Origin of the sequence: Uruburuella suis, assembly GCF_022870845.1 — a bacterium.
GTDB lineage: Bacteria > Pseudomonadota > Gammaproteobacteria > Burkholderiales > Neisseriaceae > Neisseria > Neisseria suis.
This window is the reverse complement of sequence record NZ_CP091507.1, coordinates 1980481-2001255: the sequence shown is the minus strand read 5'-3', so window position 1 is coordinate 2001255 and position 20775 is coordinate 1980481. Positions and strand designations below refer to the sequence as shown.

Sequence of the window (20775 nt, the reverse complement as noted above, 5' to 3'; positions counted from 1 at the left end):
TTATGATTACGCCCCAGCAAGCGCTTGCGCGGCTTTTAGACAACAACGAATTGTTTCACGATGAAATGAGCGGCCTGATGCGCCAAATCATGAGCGCGCAGGTGGCGCCGGAAATGGTGGCCGCTTTGTTGGTGGCCTTGCGCATGAAGGTGGAAACCGTGGCCGAAATCGCCGCCGCCGCCGGCGTGATGCGCGAATTCGCCACGCCGGTGCCCGTGGCCGGCAAGCAGCATTTGGTGGACATTGTGGGCACCGGCGGCGATGGCGCGCACACGTTCAATATTTCCAGCACCGCCATGTTTGTGGCCGCGGCGGCCGGCGCCAAAGTGGCCAAACACGGCGGGCGCTCGGTGTCGTCATCCAGCGGCGCGGCCGATGTGATGGAAGAGATGGGCGTGTCGCTCGGCCTCTCGCCTGAAAAAGTGGGGCAATGCATCGAAGAAACCGGCATGGGCTTTATGTTTGCGCCCAACCACCACAGCAGCATGCGTCATGTAGCGCCCGTGCGCAAAGCCTTAGGCGTGAAAACCGTGTTTAATATTTTGGGGCCGCTCACCAATCCGGCCGCCGCGCCCAATCAGGTGTTGGGCGTGTTTCACGTTGATTTGGTGGGCATACTTTCGCGCGTGTTGCAGCAGCTGGGCGCCGAGCATGTGTTGGTGGTGCACGGCAGCGACGGGCTCGATGAAATCACCCTCACCGGCCAGAGCCGCGTGGCCGAGCTTAAAAACGGCGAAATCAGCGAATACAGTATCCACCCCGAGCAATTCGGCATTGCCGTGCGCGAAAACCTCGACGACATCAAAGTGGCCGATGCCGCCCAATCGCTGGCGATGATGAACCGCGTGTTGGCCGGCGAAGCCGGTGCTGCGCGCGATATCGTGCTGCTCAATGCGGCGGCCACCATTTATGCGGCGAATGTTGCCGATTCTTTGGAAGCGGGCGTGGAAGCCGCGCGCGAAGCCATCGATTCGGGCAGGGCGCGCGCCAAACAGCAAGAATTGGTGGCCGCATCGCAGCGCTTGGCTCAGGGTTGAAAATAAACAGGCTTGTTAAAATGCCGTCTGAAAGCTTTCAGATGGCATTTTTTATGGGTATCAATAAACTGGAAGCCGATGTTTTATAGATCAGGCTGAGGCCTTTGTAAAACACCCTTTCCGTCGCTCCTGCGCAGGCGGGTGTCCAGTGCAAAGCAGCGCCTTGCTTATCTCACATATTTCTGAAAATAATAAATTTTTTATAAAATCAAATATTTGATTTCTCATATTTTCATGGTAGCTACCTGCCCGACAACTGAAGCTGCGCTTCAGACTGGGCTCCTGCCTGCGCAGGAGCGACGGAAAGGGTGTTTTGCAAAGGCCTCAGGCTGTATACATTTCAGGCCGTCTGAAAAAGTTTCAGACGGCCTGAAATCTGCGCCAAAAAAGCGTGCATGATTTCAACGCAATCCAAGCATGAAAATCAAGCGCAAGATGCGGATGGCTTTGTTTTAATAGCAATCCCAATTAAACCAGCTGCGCTCGAAATGCCCGCCCGCCAAATCTTCGGCGTTGATAAAAAACGCGCCCACGCCGCTGTCGCCCCACAAAATATCCACATCGTTGCCGTGGCCGGCGGAATCGAGTTGGAACAATAATATATCTTCCTGCTTTGCTGCATGGTAATAGCGCGGATCGGTTTGGGTGAAGAAGGGGTAGCCCATCAAATGGTTGCTGCTTTGCTGGCGGTTGATAATGGCTTCGATCGCTTCGATGGCATCGTCGCTCAGGCCTTGTTGCTGCGCCCATTGATATAAGGGCGCGCCGTGGTGTTGCGCAAATTCAAAGCTGTCGTGCAGCAGATATTGGCTTTGCAGGCTGCCTGAAACGGCGTATTCGCCGGACACCGGATGCCCCCAGTAAGGCGCGGATTCATCATCCGCGAGCGTGTGCATTTCCGGCATTAATTGGCGGCAGCAGGCGGTTTTGGCGGGGTTCATTTCTTGCTGCAATGCATACAGGCGTTGGTCGCTGGCGACGGGGTTGCCAATCAGCATCAATGCGTCGGTGCGGCTGCGGATGCTGGCGATTTGCGGCAGCAGCACGGCGCGCTCGGACGACCACAGTGTGCTCAATTCGGCATCATCCAGCGCGGCGACTTGGCGGTCGTTGTCGGCGATAAAGGTGTGCAGAATCGCTTGGGCGGCTTCGGCTTCGTTTTCATCGTCGGCGCTGTCGGTGTCGGCATAGATGCCGAATAAGTCGCGCACTTGCAGCAGCTGCTCGCGGCTGGGGGCGATATTCGCGGGCATGGCGGTGCTTTCGTCCACAGTCAAACCGGCGGCCTGAAAATGCGCCGCCAGCCGCGCCATGCGCCCGCCGAGCATGGTGCGTTCCAAGCCGCTGATGCGCGTCCGCAAGTCGGCATCGGCGCTGATGGCCGCCTGCATGGCAGCGGCGGTGTCGGGTATGGCCATGGCCAGCAGCATGTCTAATTGTTCGGCTTGCTCGAATAGGGCGCCTTGGGCAATCAAGGTGTCGGCCGCGGCCTGCATTTTTGCCCGCTCCTGTGCCCAGGTTTGGCTGAGTTTGGCATCGCCAAAGGCGGCCACCAATTCATCCTGCATTTGCCAATCCACTTCCAGCACGGCTTGCGGGTGGCTGCGCCAATAGGCTTGCCATTGCGATTGGCTGCGCACACCGGCAATGGCGTCGAGCAGGGCGGCATCGTCCATTTCATCGCTCAGCGCCCATAAATCGACATAAGGGCTCTGCCCCATCAATTCGATAATGGCCGCTTCGCTGCGCGGGCACAAGGCCGCCAGCGCCTGCCCCAATTGCGCGGGATTGCGCAAGGGCTCAAGCTTGTTGAGGCTGGCAATGCGCGCTTTGATGTTGCTCAGTATGGCGCTGTGTTCGGCCTGCCAAGCTTCGTTTAATCCGGCATGGTTGATGGCTTTGACCAGATGGTTTTTGCGCGCCGCCCAGCCTTGTATCAGCGCTTCGGGGTGGTGTTGCCAATCGGCCTGGAAAGCTTCATCGGTTTGCTGCCAATCCGAATTAACGGCCACGGGCTCGCCATTCACATAAAGCGCGGTGTCGTGCATATACCAATCCATCAGCGCCATGGTGTGCTCGCCGGAAGCCATTAAATCCAGCACCCGTTTTTCGCTTTGCGCCAGCCACGGTGATGCCGCCGCACTGATGGCGCTGATGTCGTTCACTTCTTTTTGCTCGATTTCAGCCACAAATGCAGGCAACGCGGCCAGCATGGCGGCTTCTTCCTGCTGCCAATAGCGGCTTAACTCGGCATCGGCCACTTTGGCCGCCACGGCTGCTTTGAGCGCCAGCCAGCGGCGGATTTCGGCTTGTGGGTCTGCCGCCCAGCGTGCTTGAAATTCGGGGTCGGCCAAGGTTTCCGGTTCGCCGTCTTCATCTTCGTAAAAGGCGTTGGCGGGAAAGAGGGCGCGTTGCTCGGCGCGGCTGAGCGAGGCGGCGGCGGTGTCGGCAAAATACACGGTGGCGATGCCGCTGCGGTTGTCGGGATTGTCGTAATCCATGCCCAAGCCGTCATCAAACGGGTCGATGTAAAAGGCCAGCAGGCCGGCGGCGGGCAAGGCCGGGTGCGGCGGCAGCTCGGCCAGATTAAATTGCGCCAACAAAGCCAGCGGCTGGCCGCGGCAATTGCGCGGGTAATCGCGCTGTTGCGGCCAATAGCCGATGCCGCCCACGCGTGAAGAGGTGGGCGGCAATGAGTCCGGCGCGGGTGATAAGGTGAGCGCCAACACGTTTTGCGCGCTGGCGGCGATGCGCTCGATTTGCTCGGCGCTCAGATGGGCTTTTAATTGATTCAGCATGGTTTCCCCTTTTGTTGTGATACTGTATCTATCATGAATGTGCCGGAGTTTAGCACAATTGAATGATAAAATCATGTTCTGATTCAATAGGTTTTAGCGGCAAAAGGGCAGCTTGCAGGCCGTCTGAAAGCATGCGTTCAGACGGCCCCTTGCCCGGCGCTTTGCCCGTTTGCTTCAACCGGATCTTGATGCACCATCACTTCCGCATCTTCAAATAAAGCCCTTACCTGTGCGGCCACGGCCACGGCGATATCGTGTGCTTCCACAATGTTCAGCCGCGCATCCAAATCAATATGCATTTGAATAAAATGGCGCGCACCGGAGAGGCGGGTGCGCAAATCGTGGAGGCCGAGCACGCCGGGAACGGCTAGCGCGGCGGCTTCGATGCGGGCAACATCGGCCGGTGGCAGGGCTTTGTCCATCAAGGTGTTTACCGCTTCTATCGCAATTTTCGCGGCGCTCCAGAAAATCCAGCCGCCCAAAAGCAGCGCTAGCACGGCATCGGCACGCTGCCAGCCCCAAGCCGCCAGCACCAGCGCCACCAGCACCACGATATTGGAAGCGAAATCGGTTACATAATGCAGGCTATCGGCCGACACGGCTTGCGATTGCGCGTGGCGCAACACCCAGCGTTGAAACAGCACCAGCGCCAGCGTGAGCAGTAGCGACACCAACATCACGGCAATGCCCAGCGTGGTTTGCTGCAAAGGCTGCGGATGCAAGAGCCGCTCCACGGCATTGAGCAGCAAAAACACCGCCGAGCCGCCGATAAAGGCCGATTGCGCCAGCGCCGAGAGGCTCTCGGCCTTGCCGTGGCCGAAAGGGTGGTTGTCATCGGCCGGGCGCAAAGCCAGCCGCACGGCAAATAAATTCACGATGCTGGCCAGCGAATCGGTGAGCGAATCGACCAAGCTGGCCAAAAGGCTCACCGAGCCGCTGGCCAGCCAGGCCCAGGTTTTCAAGCCCACCAGCAAAATGGCGGTGGCTACTGAAGCATAAGTGGCCAGCGGCAGCAGGGTTTCACGTTTGGTATCCATAAAAGGTTTCCGTTTGGGCGGGTGTTGGCATGAAAGCAAAAGCAATATTGATGCAGTATAAACATCTGATGCTTAAGGCCGTCTGAAGCGCATGCAAACGCTGGCTTCGTTATGGCGTTGTGTTACAATATTTTAGAGTCAGTTTACAATCTTTTCTTGTGTTGTTTGCATGCTGAAACCGGCTGCAAATCAAGATGGCGAACAGGCTCTTAGAGATTCGCTTTTCGGTTGACCACTCAATTAAAACAAAGGATTTGCTTATGGCTACCATCGCCCGCGACATTTTCAAGGCCTACGATATCCGCGGTATCGTCGGCAAAACGCTCACCAACGAAGCGGCTTATCTGATTGGCCGCGCCATCGGCACGCAGGCGGCAGAAAAAAATATCCGCCAAATTGCGCTGGGTCGCGATGGCCGCCTCAGCGGCCCCGAATTGATGGAAAACCTCACGCGCGGCATCACCGAGAGCGGCATCGATGTGCTCAATGTGGGCATGGTGGCCACGCCCATGCTTTATTTTGCAGCCTGGCAGCATTCCGAAGGCAGCGGCGTGATGATCACTGGCAGCCACAATCCGCCCGATTATAACGGCTTTAAAATGATGTTGGGCGGCGAAACATTGGCCGGCGAGCTGATTCAGGATTTGTTGGCCATTATTGAAAAAGATGCCTTCAACACCTCCGCGAAGCCCGGCAGCGTGACCGAGAAAAACATCGCCGCCGAATATCAGGCGCATATTGTCGGCCACATCAAGCTCAAGCGGCCGATGAAAATCGTGATTGATGCGGGCAACGGCGTGGCCGGTGCCTTTGCCGGCGATCTGTATCGCGCTTTGGGCTGCGAAGTGACCGAGCTCTTTTGCGATGTCGACGGCCATTTCCCCAACCACCATCCCGATCCGGCCAAGCCGGAAAACCTGCAAGATCTGATTCGCGCCCTGCAAGAGAGCGATGCGGAAATCGGCTTTGCCTTTGACGGCGACGGCGACCGCTTGGGCGTGGTCACCAAAGATGCGCAGATTATTTATCCCGATCGCCAATTGATGCTGTTTGCACAAGATGTGTTGAGCCGCAACCCGGGCGCAAAAGTGATTTACGATGTGAAATCCACCCGCCTGCTGGCACCGTGGATTCGTGAGCACGGCGGCGAGCCGGTGATGGAAAAAACCGGCCACAGCTTTATCAAAGCTTCGATGAAGAAAAACGGCGCGCTGATGGCCGGTGAAATGAGCGGCCACGTGTTTTTCAAAGAGCGCTGGTTCGGCTTTGACGACGGCATGTATGCCGGCGCGCGCATGCTGGAAATCTTGTCGGCTTTCGACAGCCCCACAGCCGTGCTCAATGCGCTGCCCAACAGCATTTCCACACCCGAGCTCAACATTCATCTGGCCGAGGGCAGCAACGGCCACGAAGTGATTGCGAAGCTGGCGCAAACGGCGCAATTTGCCGGCAGCGACGAAATCATCACCATCGACGGCCTGCGCGTGGAATACCCCGACGGCTTCGGCCTGATGCGCGCTTCCAACACCACGCCGGTGCTGGTGTTGCGCTTTGAAGCCGACAGCGATGAAGCCATTGCGCGTATTCAAAACCAGTTTAAAGCCGTGGTGGAAAGCTACCCGGGCTTGCGCTGGCCGCTGTAAAGGCTGTTGGATTGATTGAAGCGGTAAAAGCCGTCGGTTTGCTAGGATACCCTAGGGTCTGTTCACAATTCATCCGCGAGTAAGATTTTGAGCGCAAAAGCGTGGCTGCAAGGCGAAAAGCACAGCAAGGTTGAACACCTTGCGAGCATTTTCAACGCAGCAGGCGCGTTTTTGAGCCAAAAGATTGCCGCGTGATGAAATGTGAACAGACCCTAAAGCGCCGGCGGCTTTTTTCGTGCAGGGTGTATTGATTTTATAGCGGTGTACAAAGGCCGCCTGAAAAGCTTTCAGACGGCCTTTGTGCCAAATCTGAAAATAATCTAACTGCATTAGCTCGCCTTGAATGCGCCAAACAAAGCGATGCCGTCTGAAAAAAATGTTTCAGACGGCATCTGAGTGTCATGCGCACGATTACGCTTTGTTTTGACAAAGCTAATCGTATCTACGTTTGCTGTTTCATAGGCTTGCATAATAAAGCTTTCAAAGGTATTATTAAAAGACCTTTTAAAAAAATTTTAGGTGGTAGTATGTGGTTTCATAGATTGGAATCAGTAGAATTTAATGAGTTGATATCATTCAATAAATATAATGATGGTTTCGGAAGGTTTATATTTGAACCGCTTATGCTGTATCCGCGTAAAATATATAATTTGTTGGAAGAGATATTCCTGGAAAACCTAGAGAATAGAGAGAAGCTTTCGGCTTTTTTACATGCTGAGTATGGAATTTGCTGTTTTTATCAATATTGGGATTCTTTGGAGACAATACGGAAAACAGTAATAAAAGATTACGGTTTGATGATTTTGAGAAAGTTGTTTGTAAAAAAGGTAGAGCAAAAGCAACCTGCTAATTTGATACCCATTAAGCAAAACAATCAGGAAATTTTTAACGTTCGACCAATTATCAGATTGATGCTTTTGACTGCCCGGTTCAATACTCCTTTATACAATAATCAGGAGCTTTATCATGATTAAACAAATATTCAGCCGTTATGTGGCAAGTATCAGTGATCTGAAAAAAAATCCGATGGAAACCGTTGGTAATGCAAATGGCGAGCCAGTGGCGATTTTAAACCGCAATACGCCTGCATTTTACTGTGTTCCTGCCCGCCTGTATGAAAAAATGCTTGATATTTTGGAAGATCAGGATTTGGTGAAACTTGCGATAGAGCGGGAAAATGACCCTGTTGTGAAAGTTTCTATTGATGAATTACGAACTAGAATTCAGCAAAAAAGCACTGAAAGAATTTGATAAGCTCAGTCCGGATATTGCGGAACAATTTTTGAAAAAATTGGAAAAGGTTTTGGAAAGCCCCCGCATCCCGGGAAACAAGCTACACGGTGCCAAGTATAAAGATTTGTATAAAATTAAATTGCGCTCGAGCGGATTCCGTTTGCTGTATGAAGTGAACGATGGCAGGGTGGTGGTCATAGTGGTTGCCGTGGGGCGCAGAGATACCATTTACGGACGATTGGGTTAAGCCTTTTACTGTTTGATGGGTATCAAGACAAAGGCCGTCTGAAAGCTTTTCAGACGGCCTTTGTTTGCCGCATCTTCACAGTCGTGTCACGCTCAACACGCCTTTCACCTCGGCCAGGCTGGCGAGCACGCGCGGCAATTCGTTTACTTGTTTTACTTCCACGGTGAAGCGCATGCTGGCTTCCAGATCGCGTGATTGGGTTTGCACGGCGGTGACGTTGAGCTTGTGGCGGGCGAGCGTGTCGGACACATCGCGCAACAAGCCGCCGCGGTCTTGTGCGCGGATTTCCAAATCCACGGCAAACACTTGGCCGTCTGAAAGGCCGGCCCAGCTTGCGGGCAGCACTTTGTCGGGCGATTGTTCGGCCAGATATTGGAAAGAGGGGCAGCTTTGACGGTGCACCGAAATGCCGCGCTCGCGGGTGACAAAGCCGATAATCTGGTCGGGCGGTGCGGGTTTGCAGCATTTGGCCAAGGTGGTCATCAGGCCGTCTTCGCCATCGATGAGCACGCCGCTTTTGCCGGTTTTTTTGATTTTCGATTGCTTGACGATGCTGGTTTCGCTCACCGGCGCGGGCGGCGGCTCGTTAAGCGCGCCGCAGGCTTTTTGAATGGCGCGCGCCGATATTTCGCCCTGGCCCACGGCGCTGTAGAGCTCGTCGATTTTTTTGAAACCGAGCTTTTCCGATAAATCTTGCAGATTGGGTTTGGGCGAGATTTTGGCGATTTGTTTTTCAAATTGGTTGCGGCCGTTTTCGCGCACGGCGTCGGCGTTTTGCTGGCGGATAAAGGCACGGATTTTGCTGATGGCGCGTGGGCTTTTTACCCAGCCTTCATAAAGCCAGTTTACCGAGGGCGAGCCTTCTTTGGCGGTGATGATTTCCACCCGTTGGCCGTTTTCGAGCGGGGTGGAAAGCGGCACAATCTGGCCTTCCACTTTGGCGCCGCGGCAGCGGTCGCCCACGCTGCTGTGCAGGGCGTAGGCAAAGTCGATGGGGGTGGCGCCCACGGGAAGCGACAGCACTTTGCCGTGCGGGGTGAGCACGTAAATGGTGTCGTTGAAAAGCTCGGTGCGAAAGGCGCTGGCCAAATCTTCGCGGTCGTTGTCGGCCATGTTTTCGCGCCAGTCGAGCAATTGGCGCAGCCAGGCGATTTTCTGCTCGTAAGCGCCGTCGCCCTTGCCGCCTTCTTTGTAGCGCCAGTGGGCGGCCACGCCGAATTCGTTGAATTGGTGCATGTCGAACGTGCGGATCTGCACTTCCACGCCTTTGTCTTCCGGCCCCACCACCACGGTGTGCAGGCTTTTGTAGCCGTTGCCTTTGGGGTAGGCGATGTAGTCGTCAAATTCGCCCGGTATCGGCTGCCACAGGCTGTGCACAAGGCCTAATGTGGTGTAGCACTCGGGCACGGAGTCCACCAAAATGCGCACGGCGCGGATGTCGTAAAGGCCGTCGAAATCGAGCTTTTTCTTAACCATTTTTTTGTAAATGGAATAAATATGCTTGGGGCGGCCGGCCACATCATAGCGGATGCCGTATTTATCCAGCTCGGTGCGCAGGGCGTTGAGGAAATTTTCGATATATTCGAGCCGCTCGGTGCGTTTTTCATCGAGCAGGCGGGCGATTTTTTTATACTCTTCGGGGTTTTGGTGGCGAAAGCCCAAATCTTCGAGCTGCCATTTGAGCTGCCACACGCCCAAACGGTTGGCCAGCGGCGCGAAAATATCGAGCGTTTCTTTGGCCAGCGCGCGCTTTTCGGGGCTGTCGGGCTGGGTGCCGATAAATTGCATGGTGCGGGTGCGCAGCGCCAGCTTGATGAGCACCACGCGGATGTCGCTCACCATCGCCAGCAGCATTTTACGCATGGTTTCGGCCTGCTCGGCACGCTCTTCGGGCGTAGCGAGGCTGTCGACTTTGGCAAAATGGGTGAGCTTTTGCACTTCATCGATGCCTTTGACCAAAGAGGCGATGTCGGCATTGCACGCTTCGGTGGTTTTTTCCTGCCAGCTCGGGCAATAGCTGGAAATATCGGTGAGCAAGGTGGCGGCCACGGCATCGGGCAGCAAATCCATATCGGCCACCATTTCGGCAGCGCCCAAGAGGTTGCTCAGTAAGGGCTCGCCGTTGGGGGTGAGCGCATCGGCAGGGTAATGGGCTTCGGCCAGCGAAAGTGCGTTTTGCAGCAGCTTGGCATCGGCTTCGGGCAGCTTGGCAAGATAGGTGTCAAACCACGGCCGGTAGTGGTCCAGATTGGGGGCGATGCTGCTGGGCGCTTGTCGGATGCTGGCCATTGCGATTCTCGATTGGGCTGATGAAGAGAGGCTATTGTAGCAAATTTGTGCCGGCTATTTTATAACTTTTGCCGCGCTTCGATATGCTTTGCGGTGATTTTGAGCGTTGCCGCAGGCGGGCGTTGTTTCAGACGGCCTAAAGTGCTAAGGTAAACAAGTTTCGATGTTTATAAAGATGTTTATAAAATGAAAGGTGTTGCGATGAAGCTTTATATTTACGATCATTGCCCGTTTTGCGTGCGCGCGCGCATGATTTTCGGCTTGCGCGATGTGGCGGTGGATGAAGAAGTGTTGCTCAACGATGATGAAGATACGCCCATCGGCTTGATTGGCGCCAAACAGGTGCCGATTTTAATCAAGCCCGACGGCACGGCGATGGGCGAGAGCCTGGATATTGTGCGCTTTATTGATGAATATGCGGGCAAAGAGCGCTTGAACGAAGCCGTTCGAGTCGAAGTGCAAACGTGGTATGACGAAGTTAATGAGTATTACAACAAGCTCGTGCAGCCGCGCGACATCAAGCTGGGTTTGCCCGAATTTGCCACGCAGGCGGCAATGGATTATTTTGTGCGCAAAAAAGAAAAAACCATCGGCAATTTCGACACCAATCTGGCCAACACCAAAAAATACCTGGCACGCGTGCACACGCATTTGGCCGAACTCGAAGCGCTGGTGCAATCGCCCGAGGCTTTCGCCGGCGAATTGGGCATAGAAGATATTTTGATTTTTCCGGTGCTGCGCAACCTCACCATGGTGCGCGGGTTGGAAATGCCGCCCAAGGTGCTGGCCTACACGCTGGCGATGAGCGAAAAAAGCGCGGTGCCGCTTTATTTCGATCGGGCTTTGTGATTTTTTAAAGGCAGCTTGAAAGGCCGTCTGAAAGCTTTCAGACGGCATCTGTCGTCATGCGTACGATTTGATAGCGAAGTGCAAGAAAAAGTGGCAGGAAACTGCATTCCACAACGGCGTAGGTTGGGTTGACAACTCAACCTACCCGCCTGCGCTGTCCGCCTTGAATGCGGAAAATAAACGATGCCGTCTGAAACCTTTCAGACGGCATCTGTGTGCCATGCGTAGGATGACGCTTTGGTTTGACAAAGCTCATCATTCTTACGTTTCAGACGGCCTTTCAAATTCAAAACAAATCGCCTTGTGCGCGGCGCAGATAATTCTGCAAAGGTTTGGGCAAACCATAATCGGCCCATTCCGATTCAAGCAGCCATAAGCCGTTGCCCTCGTGCCGGCTTTCAGACGGCCTGTCGGTGCGGCCGGCAAACGGCGTAATCAGCAGCAGGCGGTGGGTGAGGCGGTGGGTGAGCGCGGGGGCTTCTTCGAGGCCGTCTGAAGCGATGCCGTGTTGTGCGGCAAAGCGGTGCATATCGCTGAGCGATTCGAAGCAGGGCACGCAGTAAAGGCCGCCCCAAATGCCTTTTTGCGGCCGCTTTTCCAGCAGCAGCGCGCCTTTTCGGTTGCGCAGCAGCAGCCAATAAAGCGGCAGGGTTTTCACCTCGGCCGCTTCTTTTTTGCGCGGCAAATCGGCAATGCGGTTTTGCGCTTTGGCCAGGCAGCCGTCGGCCATCGGGCATTGCGCGCACAAAGGCTTGCTGCGTTTGCACACGGTGGCGCCCAAATCCATCAGCCCTTGCGTGTAGGCGGGCATATTTTCATTTTCAGGCGGCAGCAGGCTTTCGGCCAGCGCCCATAAAGCCTGCTCGAATTTTTTATCGGCCGGATTGCCATCTTGTGCAAACACGCGGCAGAGCACGCGCTTCACATTGCCGTCCAGAATCGCTTCGCGCCCGTGAAAGGCAAAGGCGGCAATCGCGGCGGCCGTGCTTCTGCCCACGCCGCACAGCGTTTCCAAAGCTTGGCGCTGCGGCGGAAACGCGCCGCCGAAATCATGCACCACTTGCTTGGCGGCCTTGTGCAGATTGCGGGCGCGGCTGTAGTAGCCCAGGCCTGCCCACAAATTGAGCACATCATCTTGCGGCGCGGCGGCCAGCGCGGCCACATCGGGAAAGCGGGCGATAAAGCGCGGGTAATAATCGAGCACGGTGGCCACTTGGGTTTGCTGCAACATGATTTCCGAGAGCCACACCCGATAAGGCTCGCGCACCTGCCAAGGCAGATGGTGGCGGCCATGCTGGCGCTGCCAGGCAATCAGGCGTCGGGAAAAATCGGTAGGAGAAATCATCGGTGGGCAGGCCGTCTGAAAGAAAGCGCGTATTGTAGCGTGAAATGAATAAAAAAGTGCGGCGGCGGATAAGCGTGTTTTGTTGGCATCGCTTTTCTCCTGATTTCGCAATATGGCGAAAGCTCAAGCCTGTGCCGGCGCAGCAAAACGCGTTTTCAGACGGCCTGTGTTATATAATAACAATTTGAAATATAAAAGTAATTTGACTTTAAAATAAGCTTTGGCCTACACTGAAGCTATCATTTTATTGCAAGCAGCTATGCTGCCGGCATCTACCCGGAGAAAGGAAAGCAATATGAAAGCCATGGTCTATCACGCCGCCAACGATATTCGTTTGGAAGAGAAGCCCAAGCCGCAAATTATCGATCCCACCGATGCCGTGGTGCGCATTGTGAAAACCACCATCTGCGGCACCGATTTGGGCATTTGGAAAGGCAAAAATCCGGAAGTGGCCGACGGGCGCATTCTCGGCCATGAAGGCGTGGGCATCGTCGAAGAAGTGGGCGCTGCGGTGAAAAACATCAAAAAAGGCGATAAAGTTATCATTTCATGCGTGAGCAAGTGCTGCTCGTGCGACAACTGCAAAAAGCAGCTTTATTCACATTGCCGCAACGGCGGCTGGATTCTGGGTTATATGATCGACGGCACACAGGCCGAATATGTACGCACGCCGTTTGCAGACAACAGCCTGATTCCGCTGCCGGAAAATGTAGACGATGAAATCGCCTTGCTCTTGAGCGATGTGCTGCCCACCGGCCATGAAATCGGCGTGCAATACGGCGATGTGAAGCCGGGTGACACCGTGTTTATCGCCGGCGCCGGCCCCGTGGGCATGGGCGTGTTGGTGACGGCGCAGTTTTACAGCCCGTCGGTGATTATTGTGTGTGATATGGATGAAAACCGCCTCAAAATGGCCAAAGCGCTCGGCGCCACCCACACCATCAACCCGAGCGATGGCGATGTGGCGGCCAAAGTAAAAGCTATTGTGGGCGAAGACGGCGTGGATTGCGCCATCGAAGCCGTGGGCGTGCCCGCCACTTGGGCGATGTGCCAAGATATGGTAAAAGCCGGCGGCCACATCGCCGTGGTGGGCGTGCACGGCAAGCCGGTGGATTTCAACCTCGAGCGTTTGTGGATTAAAAACCTCGCCATCACCACCGGCTTGGTGAATTCCAACACCACCGAAATGCTGCTCAAAGCCATTTCCACGAGCCCGGTGGATTTCACTGCCATGCTCACCCACCGTTTCAAGCTCAGCGAGCTGGAAGAGGCTTATGATGTGTTCAAACACGCGGCTGAAAACGGCGCGATGAAAGTGGTGTTGGTGAATGAATAAAAGTTTGGCTGAATGAGCAACAGGCCGTCTGAAAACTTTTTTCAGACGGCCTGTTTGTTTGCCGGCGGTGTTTTATTTCCAATAGCGCCACCAAGGCATGGTGTCGGCTTTCCAAGCTTGGGTGAGATAGGGGCTGTTGGGGAAGTTTTGCGCCAAAATGCGGCGGGTGTCTTCGGCCAGCTGCGGCTGGTTTATGTGCTGGTAAGACTGCGCCATAATCGCCAGCGCTTCTTCCACAAAGCGGGTGTTTTGATATTGCTGCACCACTTTTTGGGCGCGATTGTTGGCCGCCAGATAAGCGCCGCGGCGCATATAATAGCGGGCCACGGCGATTTCGTTGCCGCCCAAAGCGTCTACAAGCTTGGCCATGCGCTCGGTGGCGTCGGGCGCGTAGCGGCTGTCGGGATAACGTTGCACCAGTTCGGCAAAAGCCTGATAAGCTTCGCGGTTGGCTTTGGGGTCGCGGTCGGACCAATCTTGCGAAGCCAAGCGGTTGAGGAAGGATTGGTCTTCGTTAAAGAGCACCAAGCCTTTGAGATAAAGGGCATAATCCATATTCGGATGCTGCGGATACATGCGCTGGAAACGCTCGATGGCGGCCAGCGCTTTAGCCGGCTCATCGTCTTTATAATAAGCATAGGCGGTGTCGAGCTGTGCTTGCTGGGCGTGGCGGCCGTTGGGGAAGCGCGATTCCAAAATTTCGTATAACTTGACAGCTCGCGTATAATTGTTGCTGTTTAATTCGTCTTGCGCTTCGGTGTAGAGACGATCCACCGTCCAATCCTGGGTCATCTGCGCATCTTTATCGATGGTGCCGGTGTTAGCGCAGCCGGCCAGCGCCAAGCCCAGGGTAACTACTAAAAGAATTTTTTTCATGCAAAACACTTCCTTTGACAATGAAGCCGATTATAACGATGATTTGGCTTTTTCGGCAGCCCCTGATGCAGAAAGTTGCATAAATTTAACTGTGCCGGTGGATTTGGCCGGTTTGCGGCTGGATGCGGCTTTGGCCAAAATGCTGCCCGATTATTCGCGCAGCCGCCTCACCGGCTGGATTAAAGAGGGCGCGGTTAAGGTAAACGGCCGCGCCGCGCAGCCGAAAGATAAGCTGGTGGGCGCGGAGCGCATCGAAGTGGCGGTGCCGCAGAGCGAAGAAGTGCTGGCATTTACGCCCGAGCCGATGGATTTGGACATTATCTACGAAGACGACAGCGTGATGGTGCTCAATAAGCCCGCCGGCATGGTGGTGCACCCGGCAGCAGGCAATTGGAGCGGCACGCTGCTCAACGGCCTTTTGGCACACAACCCCGCGCTGGCGCAGATTCCGCGCGCCGGCATTGTGCACCGGCTCGATAAAGACACCAGCGGTCTGATGGTGGTGGCCAAAACGCTGCCGGCGCAAAACCATCTGGTGCAGCAATTGCAGGCGCGCACGGTGAAGCGCATTTATCGCGCCGTGGCCAACGGCGTGGTGCCGTTTGACGGCAAAATCGACACCTTAATCGGACGCGACCCGCACAACCGCCTGAAAATGGCGGTGGTGAAATTCGGCGGCAAAGAGGCGGTTACGCATGTGAAAGTGCTGGAGCGCTATCCGGCGCACAGCTATATCGAATGCGCGCTGGAAACCGGCCGCACCCACCAAATCCGCGTGCACATGCGCGAAGCCAACCACCCGCTCGCGGGCGATGCGGTGTATGGCAACCCGCGCCATGCCTGCTCCGATGTGGCCAAAGACGCAGTGAAAGGGCTGGCGCGCCAGGCGCTGCACGCTTACCGCTTGAGCTTTGTGCACCCGCAAACGGGCGAAACCGTGCAGTTTGAAGCGCCGATTCCGGACGATATGTATCATTTATTGTCGGTGCTGCGCCTCGAAGCCGGGTTGGATTCTTCGCTGAGCAACGAAGTAGAATGGCAAAACAAAATCGACGATGACGATGATGATTGGGACGACGACGATTATGATGTTGAAGTGATGTATGTGAAAGATTAACTTTTCATACCAATCCAAAAAAATAACCTAACTTCGTTGTCTCGCCTTGCCGTACTATCTGTACTGTCGCAGGCTTCCGCCTTGTTAGCTTACTTTTTTGAATTGGTATAAGACGGCCTTTCGTTTTGTTGATAAAAAGCCGATAGATACAAGGCCGTCTGAAACCGCGAAAGCACAACATGAGCCAAAAACTGAATCTGGATTTAAACGCCGCCATCGGCCTGCCGCAATACGACACACCGTTTTTGCGCGCCGATTGGCCGGCACCGGCGCAGGTGAAAACGCTGCTCACCACCCGCAAAGGCGGTGTGAGCAGAGCGCCTTTTGCCGGCTTGAATGTGGGCGCGCATGTGGGCGATGCGCCTGCCGATGTGGCACATAATCGGGCGCTCGTGGCGGCCGAAGCAGGGCGGCCGGTGGCTTATCTCAATCAGATTCACAGCCCCGATGTGGTGGAAGCCGCGCAAAGTGTGCACACCGCGCCGGATGCCGATGCCGCCGTCGACCGCAGCGGTGCGGCCGCCTGCGCGGTGATGACGGCCGATTGCCTGCCGGTGCTTTTTTGCGACCGCGCCGGCACCGTGGTGGGCGCGGCGCATGCCGGCTGGCGCGGGTTGGCGGCGGGTGTGTTGGAAAACACCGTGGCCGCTATGGGCGTGCCGGCGGCGGAAATCATGGCTTATCTGGGCCCTGCCATCGGCCCGGATGCGTTTGAAGTGGGGCAGGATGTGTTCGACACATTCTGCCTGCCGCTGCCGCAAGCCGAAGCCGCATTCGAGCCGATTGGCGGCGGCAAGTATTTGGCCGATATTTATGCGCTGGCGCGGCTGCGGCTGCAACGCGAGGGCGTGACGCAGATTTACGGCGGCACGCATTGCACGGTGCTCGAGCGCGACACGTTTTTCTCTTACCGCCGCGACGGCCAAACCGGCCGCATGGTGAGCCTGATTTGGCTGGAAAAGCCGGAAGGTTGAGGTTTGCGGCACGGGTTGTGTTGATCAGCAGAATAGGCCGTCTGAAAGTTTCAGACGGCCTTTATTTATTTTTAAAATCATCGTGTTAAATTTGAATGATTGGGCGGGGCAGTAAAAATAGCGGATACGGCGCAACACAGGAAATGCCATTTTCTGTAAAAAATCTGTTATATTCCACCCTTTTGCAGCGTTTTTGACGTGCTCGCGCCATCGGATGCCGAGGCCGTCTGAAAGCCTGCCGGCGCCGGATGTTTGGTGCGCCAACGTGTTGAACCGATTGATAAAATAAGAAGGTGTGTGTATGGCAACCTCTACTCCCGCGGCCGGTGATAAATCTTTGTTTTGGGCGACCGGCCTGATGCTGTTTGCGCTGTTTTTCGGTGCGGGCAATTTGATTTTTCCTGCGGCCATGGGGCAGCAGGCAGGTGAGCATATTGTGTCGGCGATGTTGGGCTTTATGCTCACCGGCGCGGGTTTGCCGCTTTTGGGCGTGGCCGCCATCGGCTATTCGGGCTCGCGCGATGTGCAAGAGCTCGCTTCGCGTGTGACGCCACTTTACGGGCTGTTGTTTGCGGTGTTGCTTTATTTGTCGATAGGCCCTTTGTTTGCCATTCCGCGCACGGCCACGGTGTCGTTTGAAATCGGCGTGGTGCCGTTTTTGGGCGAGCCTTCCGAATCGCAGCGCACTTGGGCGCTGGCTGTGTTCAGCATTGCTTTTTTTGCGGTGTCTTATTGGCTGGCGATGTCGCCGGGCAAGCTGATCGACCGCATCGGCAAGGTGCTGACGCCGTTTTTGCTGCTGTGTATTGCGGTGTTGGTGGGCGCTTCGGTGTTGTGGCCGATGGGAGATTTTCAGGCGGCGCAGGGCGAATTTGTGACCCGGCCGCTGGTGAAAGGCTTTTTGGAAGGCTACAACACCATGGATGCGCTCGCTTCGCTGGTGTTTGCCATTATTGTGATCGACTCTATCCGCGCGCGCGGTGTGAGCGATAAAAAAGCGCTCACTTCGCTCACCATCCGCGCCGGTGTGTTGGCGGCGGCCTGTTTGGCGCTGGTGTATGCGCTGATTGCCTATATGGGCGCGAGCAGCGTGGGCTTGTTTGGCATGTTGGGCAATGGCGCGGCGGTGCTCTCGCAGGTGGCGCAGCATTATTTCGGCATGAGCGGCAATATTTTGCTGGCGGCCATTGTGTTTTTGGCGTGTTTGAGCACATCGGTGGGCTTGATTACCTCGTGTGCGGAATATTTCAACCGCATTTGGCCGCGCGTGTCTTACCGGCATTTTGCGATTGTGTTTACGTTGGTTTCCTGCCTGCTGGCGAATAAAGGTTTGGCCGGGATTATCAGCTTTTCGATTCCGATGCTGATGCTGCTTTATCCGCTTACGGTGGTGATTATTCTGCTGGCCTTCCTCGATAAATTGTTCGGCGGCAGCCGCTTGGTGTATGTGTGCACCATTTTCGCCACTTTGGTGGTGGGCTTGCTCGATGCCTATAAAACCGCTTTCGGCTTCAGTGATGAAGCGGCGGCGGCCATCAACAATGCTTTGCCGCTCTATGATATCGGCCTGGGCTGGCTGATGCCTGCGGCGGCGGGCTTTGTGTTGGGCTGCATTTTGAATGTGGCGAGTAAAAAGAAAAATTGATTGGTTTTATCAAACAGGCCGTCTGAAAGGTTTTCAGACGGCCTTTATGTTTTATACGGGTTTGTTTTATGCATATAGTGGCATGCAAGAAAAAGTGACACTAAACTGTATTCTGCAATAGCGTAGATTGGGTTGATAAACCCAAGGTTTCAGACGGCCTGTCGGCTTGTTGGGTTTTCAACCCAACCTACCCGCTTACGCCGCAAAAAGTGCGGTGTGCGCACCTCGGTCGAAAGCGGACGTAGATACGATTAGCTTTGCAAAGTAAAGTGTGATTGGGCGAATGAAACAGAAATGCCGTTTGAAAGCTTTCAGACGGCATCTGCGCTTCATTCTTTGCTTTTTTGCGCCAACATGGCAGTGAGGCCGGCGAGGCGGCTTTTGCCCTCGGCTTTGTCTATAATCGGCTCACCACCTTTGCGCCCCAATATTTTCAGGTCTTCCTGCGGCATTTCGTCGATAAAGCGGCTGGGCTCGGGAAACTGCCATTGCCCCTGCCTTTTGCGTTTGACGCAATAAGTGAGCGTGAGCTGGCGTTTGGCGCGGGTGATGCCCACATACATCAGCCGGCGCTCTTCTTCGAGGTTGCCCTCTTCAACGCTGTCGCCGTGGGGAAACAGGCCTTCTTCGCAGCCGACCAGAAACACAAACGGATATTCCAGCCCTTTGGAAGCATGCAGGGTAGACATTTTCACGGCATCCACTTCTTCATCGTCGCGGCCTTCGAGTAGGGTCATCAGGGCGATGGTTTGGGCGATTTCGATGATGTTTTTGCCGTCTTCTTCACCTTTGCGTGTGAGCCAGCCGGCCAAATCCTGCACGTTTCGCCATTTGATTTCGCCGGCTTTGCCTTCTTCGCTGCCCAGCAGATGGGCTTCGTAGCCGATGTCGGCGAGCAGGCTTTGCACCAAGGCACCCGCAGGCTCTTGTTCGGCGCGGCTTTGGTAATCGTGCATCAGCTGCATAAATTGTTGCAGATGCTCGCGGCTTTTGCTGTTGAGCTCAGCCAAGGCTTCCATGCTCGAGGCCGTCTGAAACAGGCTGCAACTGTGTTGGCGTGCATATTCGTTGAGCTTGCCCAAGGTGGTGTCGCCGATGCCGCGCTTAGGCGTGGTGGCGGCGCGCAGAAAGGCGGGGTCGTCGTCGGGGTTGGCCAATAGGCGGATGTAGGCGAGCACATCTTTGATTTCGGCTTTGTCGAAAAAGCTTTGGCCGCCGGAGAGCTGATAGGGAATGCGGGCGGCGCGCAGCGCTTCTTCAAACACGCGCGCCTGATGGTTGCCGCGATAGAGAATGGCAAAATCGGCATAATTCACTTTGTCGCCGCCGATGAGCTTTTGGCGGCTGATGTAGCCGGTGACCACTTCGGCTTCGTGCTGCTCGTGCTGGCAGGCCACCACTTTCACAGGCTCGCCCAGGCCGTATTGCGACCATAATGTTTTGGGAAAAAGCTTGGGATTATTGGCAATCACTTGGTTGGCCACTTTGAGAATGCGCGCGCTAGAGCGGTAGTTTTGCTCGAGCTTGATGATTTTGAGCTGCGGATAGTCGGTTTGCAGCAGGCGCAGGTTTTCCATATTGGCGCCACGCCAGGCGTAGATGCTTTGGTCGTCGTCGCCCACGGCGGTAAACATGCCCTCAGCGCCGGTGAGAAGGCGCATCAGCGCGTATTGACAGGTGTTGGTGTCTTGGCATTCGTCCACCAAAAGATAGCGCAGCCGCAGCTGCCATTTGTGGCGCACTTCGCTGTTGCGCTGCAACAATAAGGTGGGTAGGCGGATTAAGTCATCGAAATCAACGGCTTGATAGCTTTCTAATGTGGCTTGGTAGCCGGCGTAAATCACGGCGATTTGGCGCTCCCATTCGTTGGCCGCCGCTTGCAGCGCCTGCTCGGGCGTTTGCAGATCGTTTTTCCACAGTGAGATTTGGTGCTGCGCTTTAAATACGGCTTCGCGGCCGCTACTGCCCAATAATTCGTTGATGATTTTGCTGCTGTCGGTGGCATCGAGAATGGAGAAATTCTTTTTATAGCCGATGTGCGGCGCTTCTTCGCGCAGCATGCGCATGCCTAAAGAGTGAAAAGTGCACACGGTGAGCCCGCGCATGGCTTTTTTGCTCAACATGCCGCCGATGCGCTCCTGCATTTCTTTGGCGGCTTTGTTGGTAAAAGTGATGGCGGCGATATTGTGCGGCGGCCAGCCTTTTTGGGTGATCATATAGGCGATTTTTTCGGTGATCACACGGGTTTTGCCGCTGCCGGCACCGGCCAGCACGAATAAGGGGCCGCCGAGATAATGAATGGCTTGTTGCTGCTGGGGGTTGAGCTTCATGGTGTGTGCCGTGGAAAGA

At 55.2% G+C, this 20775-nt stretch carries 16 protein-coding genes; 10 read left to right on the top strand and 6 right to left on the bottom strand.

Annotated features, from left to right (window positions below; translation table 11 throughout):
• The first annotated feature begins 2 nt into the window (after positions 1-2).
• The gene (trpD, locus tag LVJ78_RS09055) at positions 3-1037 is read left to right on the top strand and encodes an anthranilate phosphoribosyltransferase (RefSeq protein ID WP_132951987.1); all 1035 of its coding nucleotides are present in this window, start codon (positions 3-5) and stop codon (positions 1035-1037) included.
• A gap of 452 nt (positions 1038-1489) precedes the next feature.
• Here the strand turns inward: trpD and LVJ78_RS09050 are convergent, their stop codons facing one another.
• Both LVJ78_RS09050 and LVJ78_RS09045 read right to left on the bottom strand, forming a co-directional pair.
• Positions 1490-3835, bottom strand: a complete 2346-nt coding sequence (locus LVJ78_RS09050) for a DUF1963 domain-containing protein (protein ID WP_165870879.1) — start codon at positions 3833-3835, stop codon at positions 1490-1492.
• A 137-nt stretch (positions 3836-3972) separates the two neighbouring features.
• Entirely contained in the window at positions 3973-4872 is a 900-nt protein-coding gene (locus tag LVJ78_RS09045; RefSeq protein ID WP_132951991.1) for a cation diffusion facilitator family transporter, read from the bottom strand.
• A gap of 260 nt (positions 4873-5132) precedes the next feature.
• On the opposite strand from LVJ78_RS09045, the gene LVJ78_RS09040 reads away from it, so the two are divergent.
• The 4 genes from LVJ78_RS09040 to LVJ78_RS09025 all read left to right on the top strand — a co-directional run bounded on the left by LVJ78_RS09040 (position 5133) and on the right by LVJ78_RS09025 (position 7995).
• On the top strand, positions 5133-6515 hold the full coding sequence (locus LVJ78_RS09040) for a phosphomannomutase/phosphoglucomutase (RefSeq protein ID WP_132951993.1): 1383 nt from the start codon (positions 5133-5135) through the stop codon (positions 6513-6515).
• Positions 6516-6916: 401 nt separating this feature from the next.
• Positions 6917-7489, top strand: coding sequence for a hypothetical protein (locus LVJ78_RS09035; RefSeq protein ID WP_132951995.1), 573 nt, complete (start codon positions 6917-6919; stop codon positions 7487-7489).
• Complete coding sequence (locus LVJ78_RS09030) at positions 7482-7766, top strand: type II toxin-antitoxin system Phd/YefM family antitoxin (RefSeq protein ID WP_132951997.1); 285 nt, start codon at positions 7482-7484, stop codon at positions 7764-7766. Before LVJ78_RS09035 ends, LVJ78_RS09030 begins: the two co-directional genes overlap by 8 nt.
• Entirely contained in the window at positions 7720-7995 is a 276-nt protein-coding gene (locus LVJ78_RS09025; protein ID WP_132951999.1) for a type II toxin-antitoxin system RelE family toxin, read from the top strand. Before LVJ78_RS09030 ends, LVJ78_RS09025 begins: the two co-directional genes overlap by 47 nt.
• 75 nt (positions 7996-8070) lie before the next feature.
• On the opposite strand, the gene LVJ78_RS09020 is transcribed toward LVJ78_RS09025, so the two are convergent.
• Entirely contained in the window at positions 8071-10284 is a 2214-nt protein-coding gene (locus LVJ78_RS09020; RefSeq protein WP_132952001.1) for a RelA/SpoT family protein, read from the bottom strand.
• Positions 10285-10485: 201 nt separating this feature from the next.
• Here LVJ78_RS09020 and grxB point away from each other — a divergent pair, with 201 nt between their 5' ends.
• The gene (gene grxB / locus LVJ78_RS09015; RefSeq protein ID WP_132952003.1) at positions 10486-11133 is read left to right on the top strand and encodes a glutaredoxin 2; all 648 of its coding nucleotides are present in this window, start codon (positions 10486-10488) and stop codon (positions 11131-11133) included.
• A gap of 286 nt (positions 11134-11419) precedes the next feature.
• Here the strand turns inward: grxB and mutY are convergent, their stop codons facing one another.
• On the bottom strand, positions 11420-12478 hold the full coding sequence (gene mutY, locus LVJ78_RS09010) for an A/G-specific adenine glycosylase (protein ID WP_132952005.1): 1059 nt from the start codon (positions 12476-12478) through the stop codon (positions 11420-11422).
• Between the two features lie 295 nt (positions 12479-12773).
• Here mutY and LVJ78_RS09005 point away from each other — a divergent pair, with 295 nt between their 5' ends.
• On the top strand, positions 12774-13814 hold the full coding sequence (locus LVJ78_RS09005; RefSeq protein WP_132952009.1) for a zinc-dependent alcohol dehydrogenase family protein: 1041 nt from the start codon (positions 12774-12776) through the stop codon (positions 13812-13814).
• Positions 13815-13886: 72 nt separating this feature from the next.
• Here LVJ78_RS09005 and LVJ78_RS09000 read toward each other — a convergent pair whose 3' ends face one another.
• Positions 13887-14690 carry an outer membrane protein assembly factor BamD gene (locus tag LVJ78_RS09000; protein WP_132952011.1) on the bottom strand — a complete coding sequence of 268 codons (804 nt, stop codon included), beginning with the start codon at positions 14688-14690 and terminating at the stop codon, positions 13887-13889.
• On the opposite strand from LVJ78_RS09000, the gene rluD reads away from it, so the two are divergent.
• The 3 genes from rluD to brnQ all read left to right on the top strand — a co-directional run bounded on the left by rluD (position 14689) and on the right by brnQ (position 18426).
• Positions 14689-15807: a 23S rRNA pseudouridine(1911/1915/1917) synthase RluD gene (gene rluD, locus LVJ78_RS08995; RefSeq protein WP_132952013.1), complete on the top strand. Its 1119-nt coding sequence runs from the start codon at positions 14689-14691 to the stop codon at positions 15805-15807. The genes LVJ78_RS09000 and rluD overlap by 2 nt on opposite strands.
• A 179-nt stretch (positions 15808-15986) precedes the next feature.
• A complete protein-coding gene (gene pgeF, locus LVJ78_RS08990; RefSeq protein ID WP_132952015.1) occupies positions 15987-16781 on the top strand; it encodes a peptidoglycan editing factor PgeF in 795 nt (264 codons plus the stop codon).
• Between the two features lie 301 nt (positions 16782-17082).
• Positions 17083-18426: a branched-chain amino acid transport system II carrier protein gene (brnQ, locus tag LVJ78_RS08985; RefSeq protein ID WP_243650309.1), complete on the top strand. Its 1344-nt coding sequence runs from the start codon at positions 17083-17085 to the stop codon at positions 18424-18426.
• Positions 18427-18755: 329 nt separating this feature from the next.
• Here brnQ and rep read toward each other — a convergent pair whose 3' ends face one another.
• Entirely contained in the window at positions 18756-20756 is a 2001-nt protein-coding gene (gene rep, locus LVJ78_RS08980; RefSeq protein WP_132952017.1) for a DNA helicase Rep, read from the bottom strand.
• Positions 20757-20775: the final 19 nt, after the last annotated feature.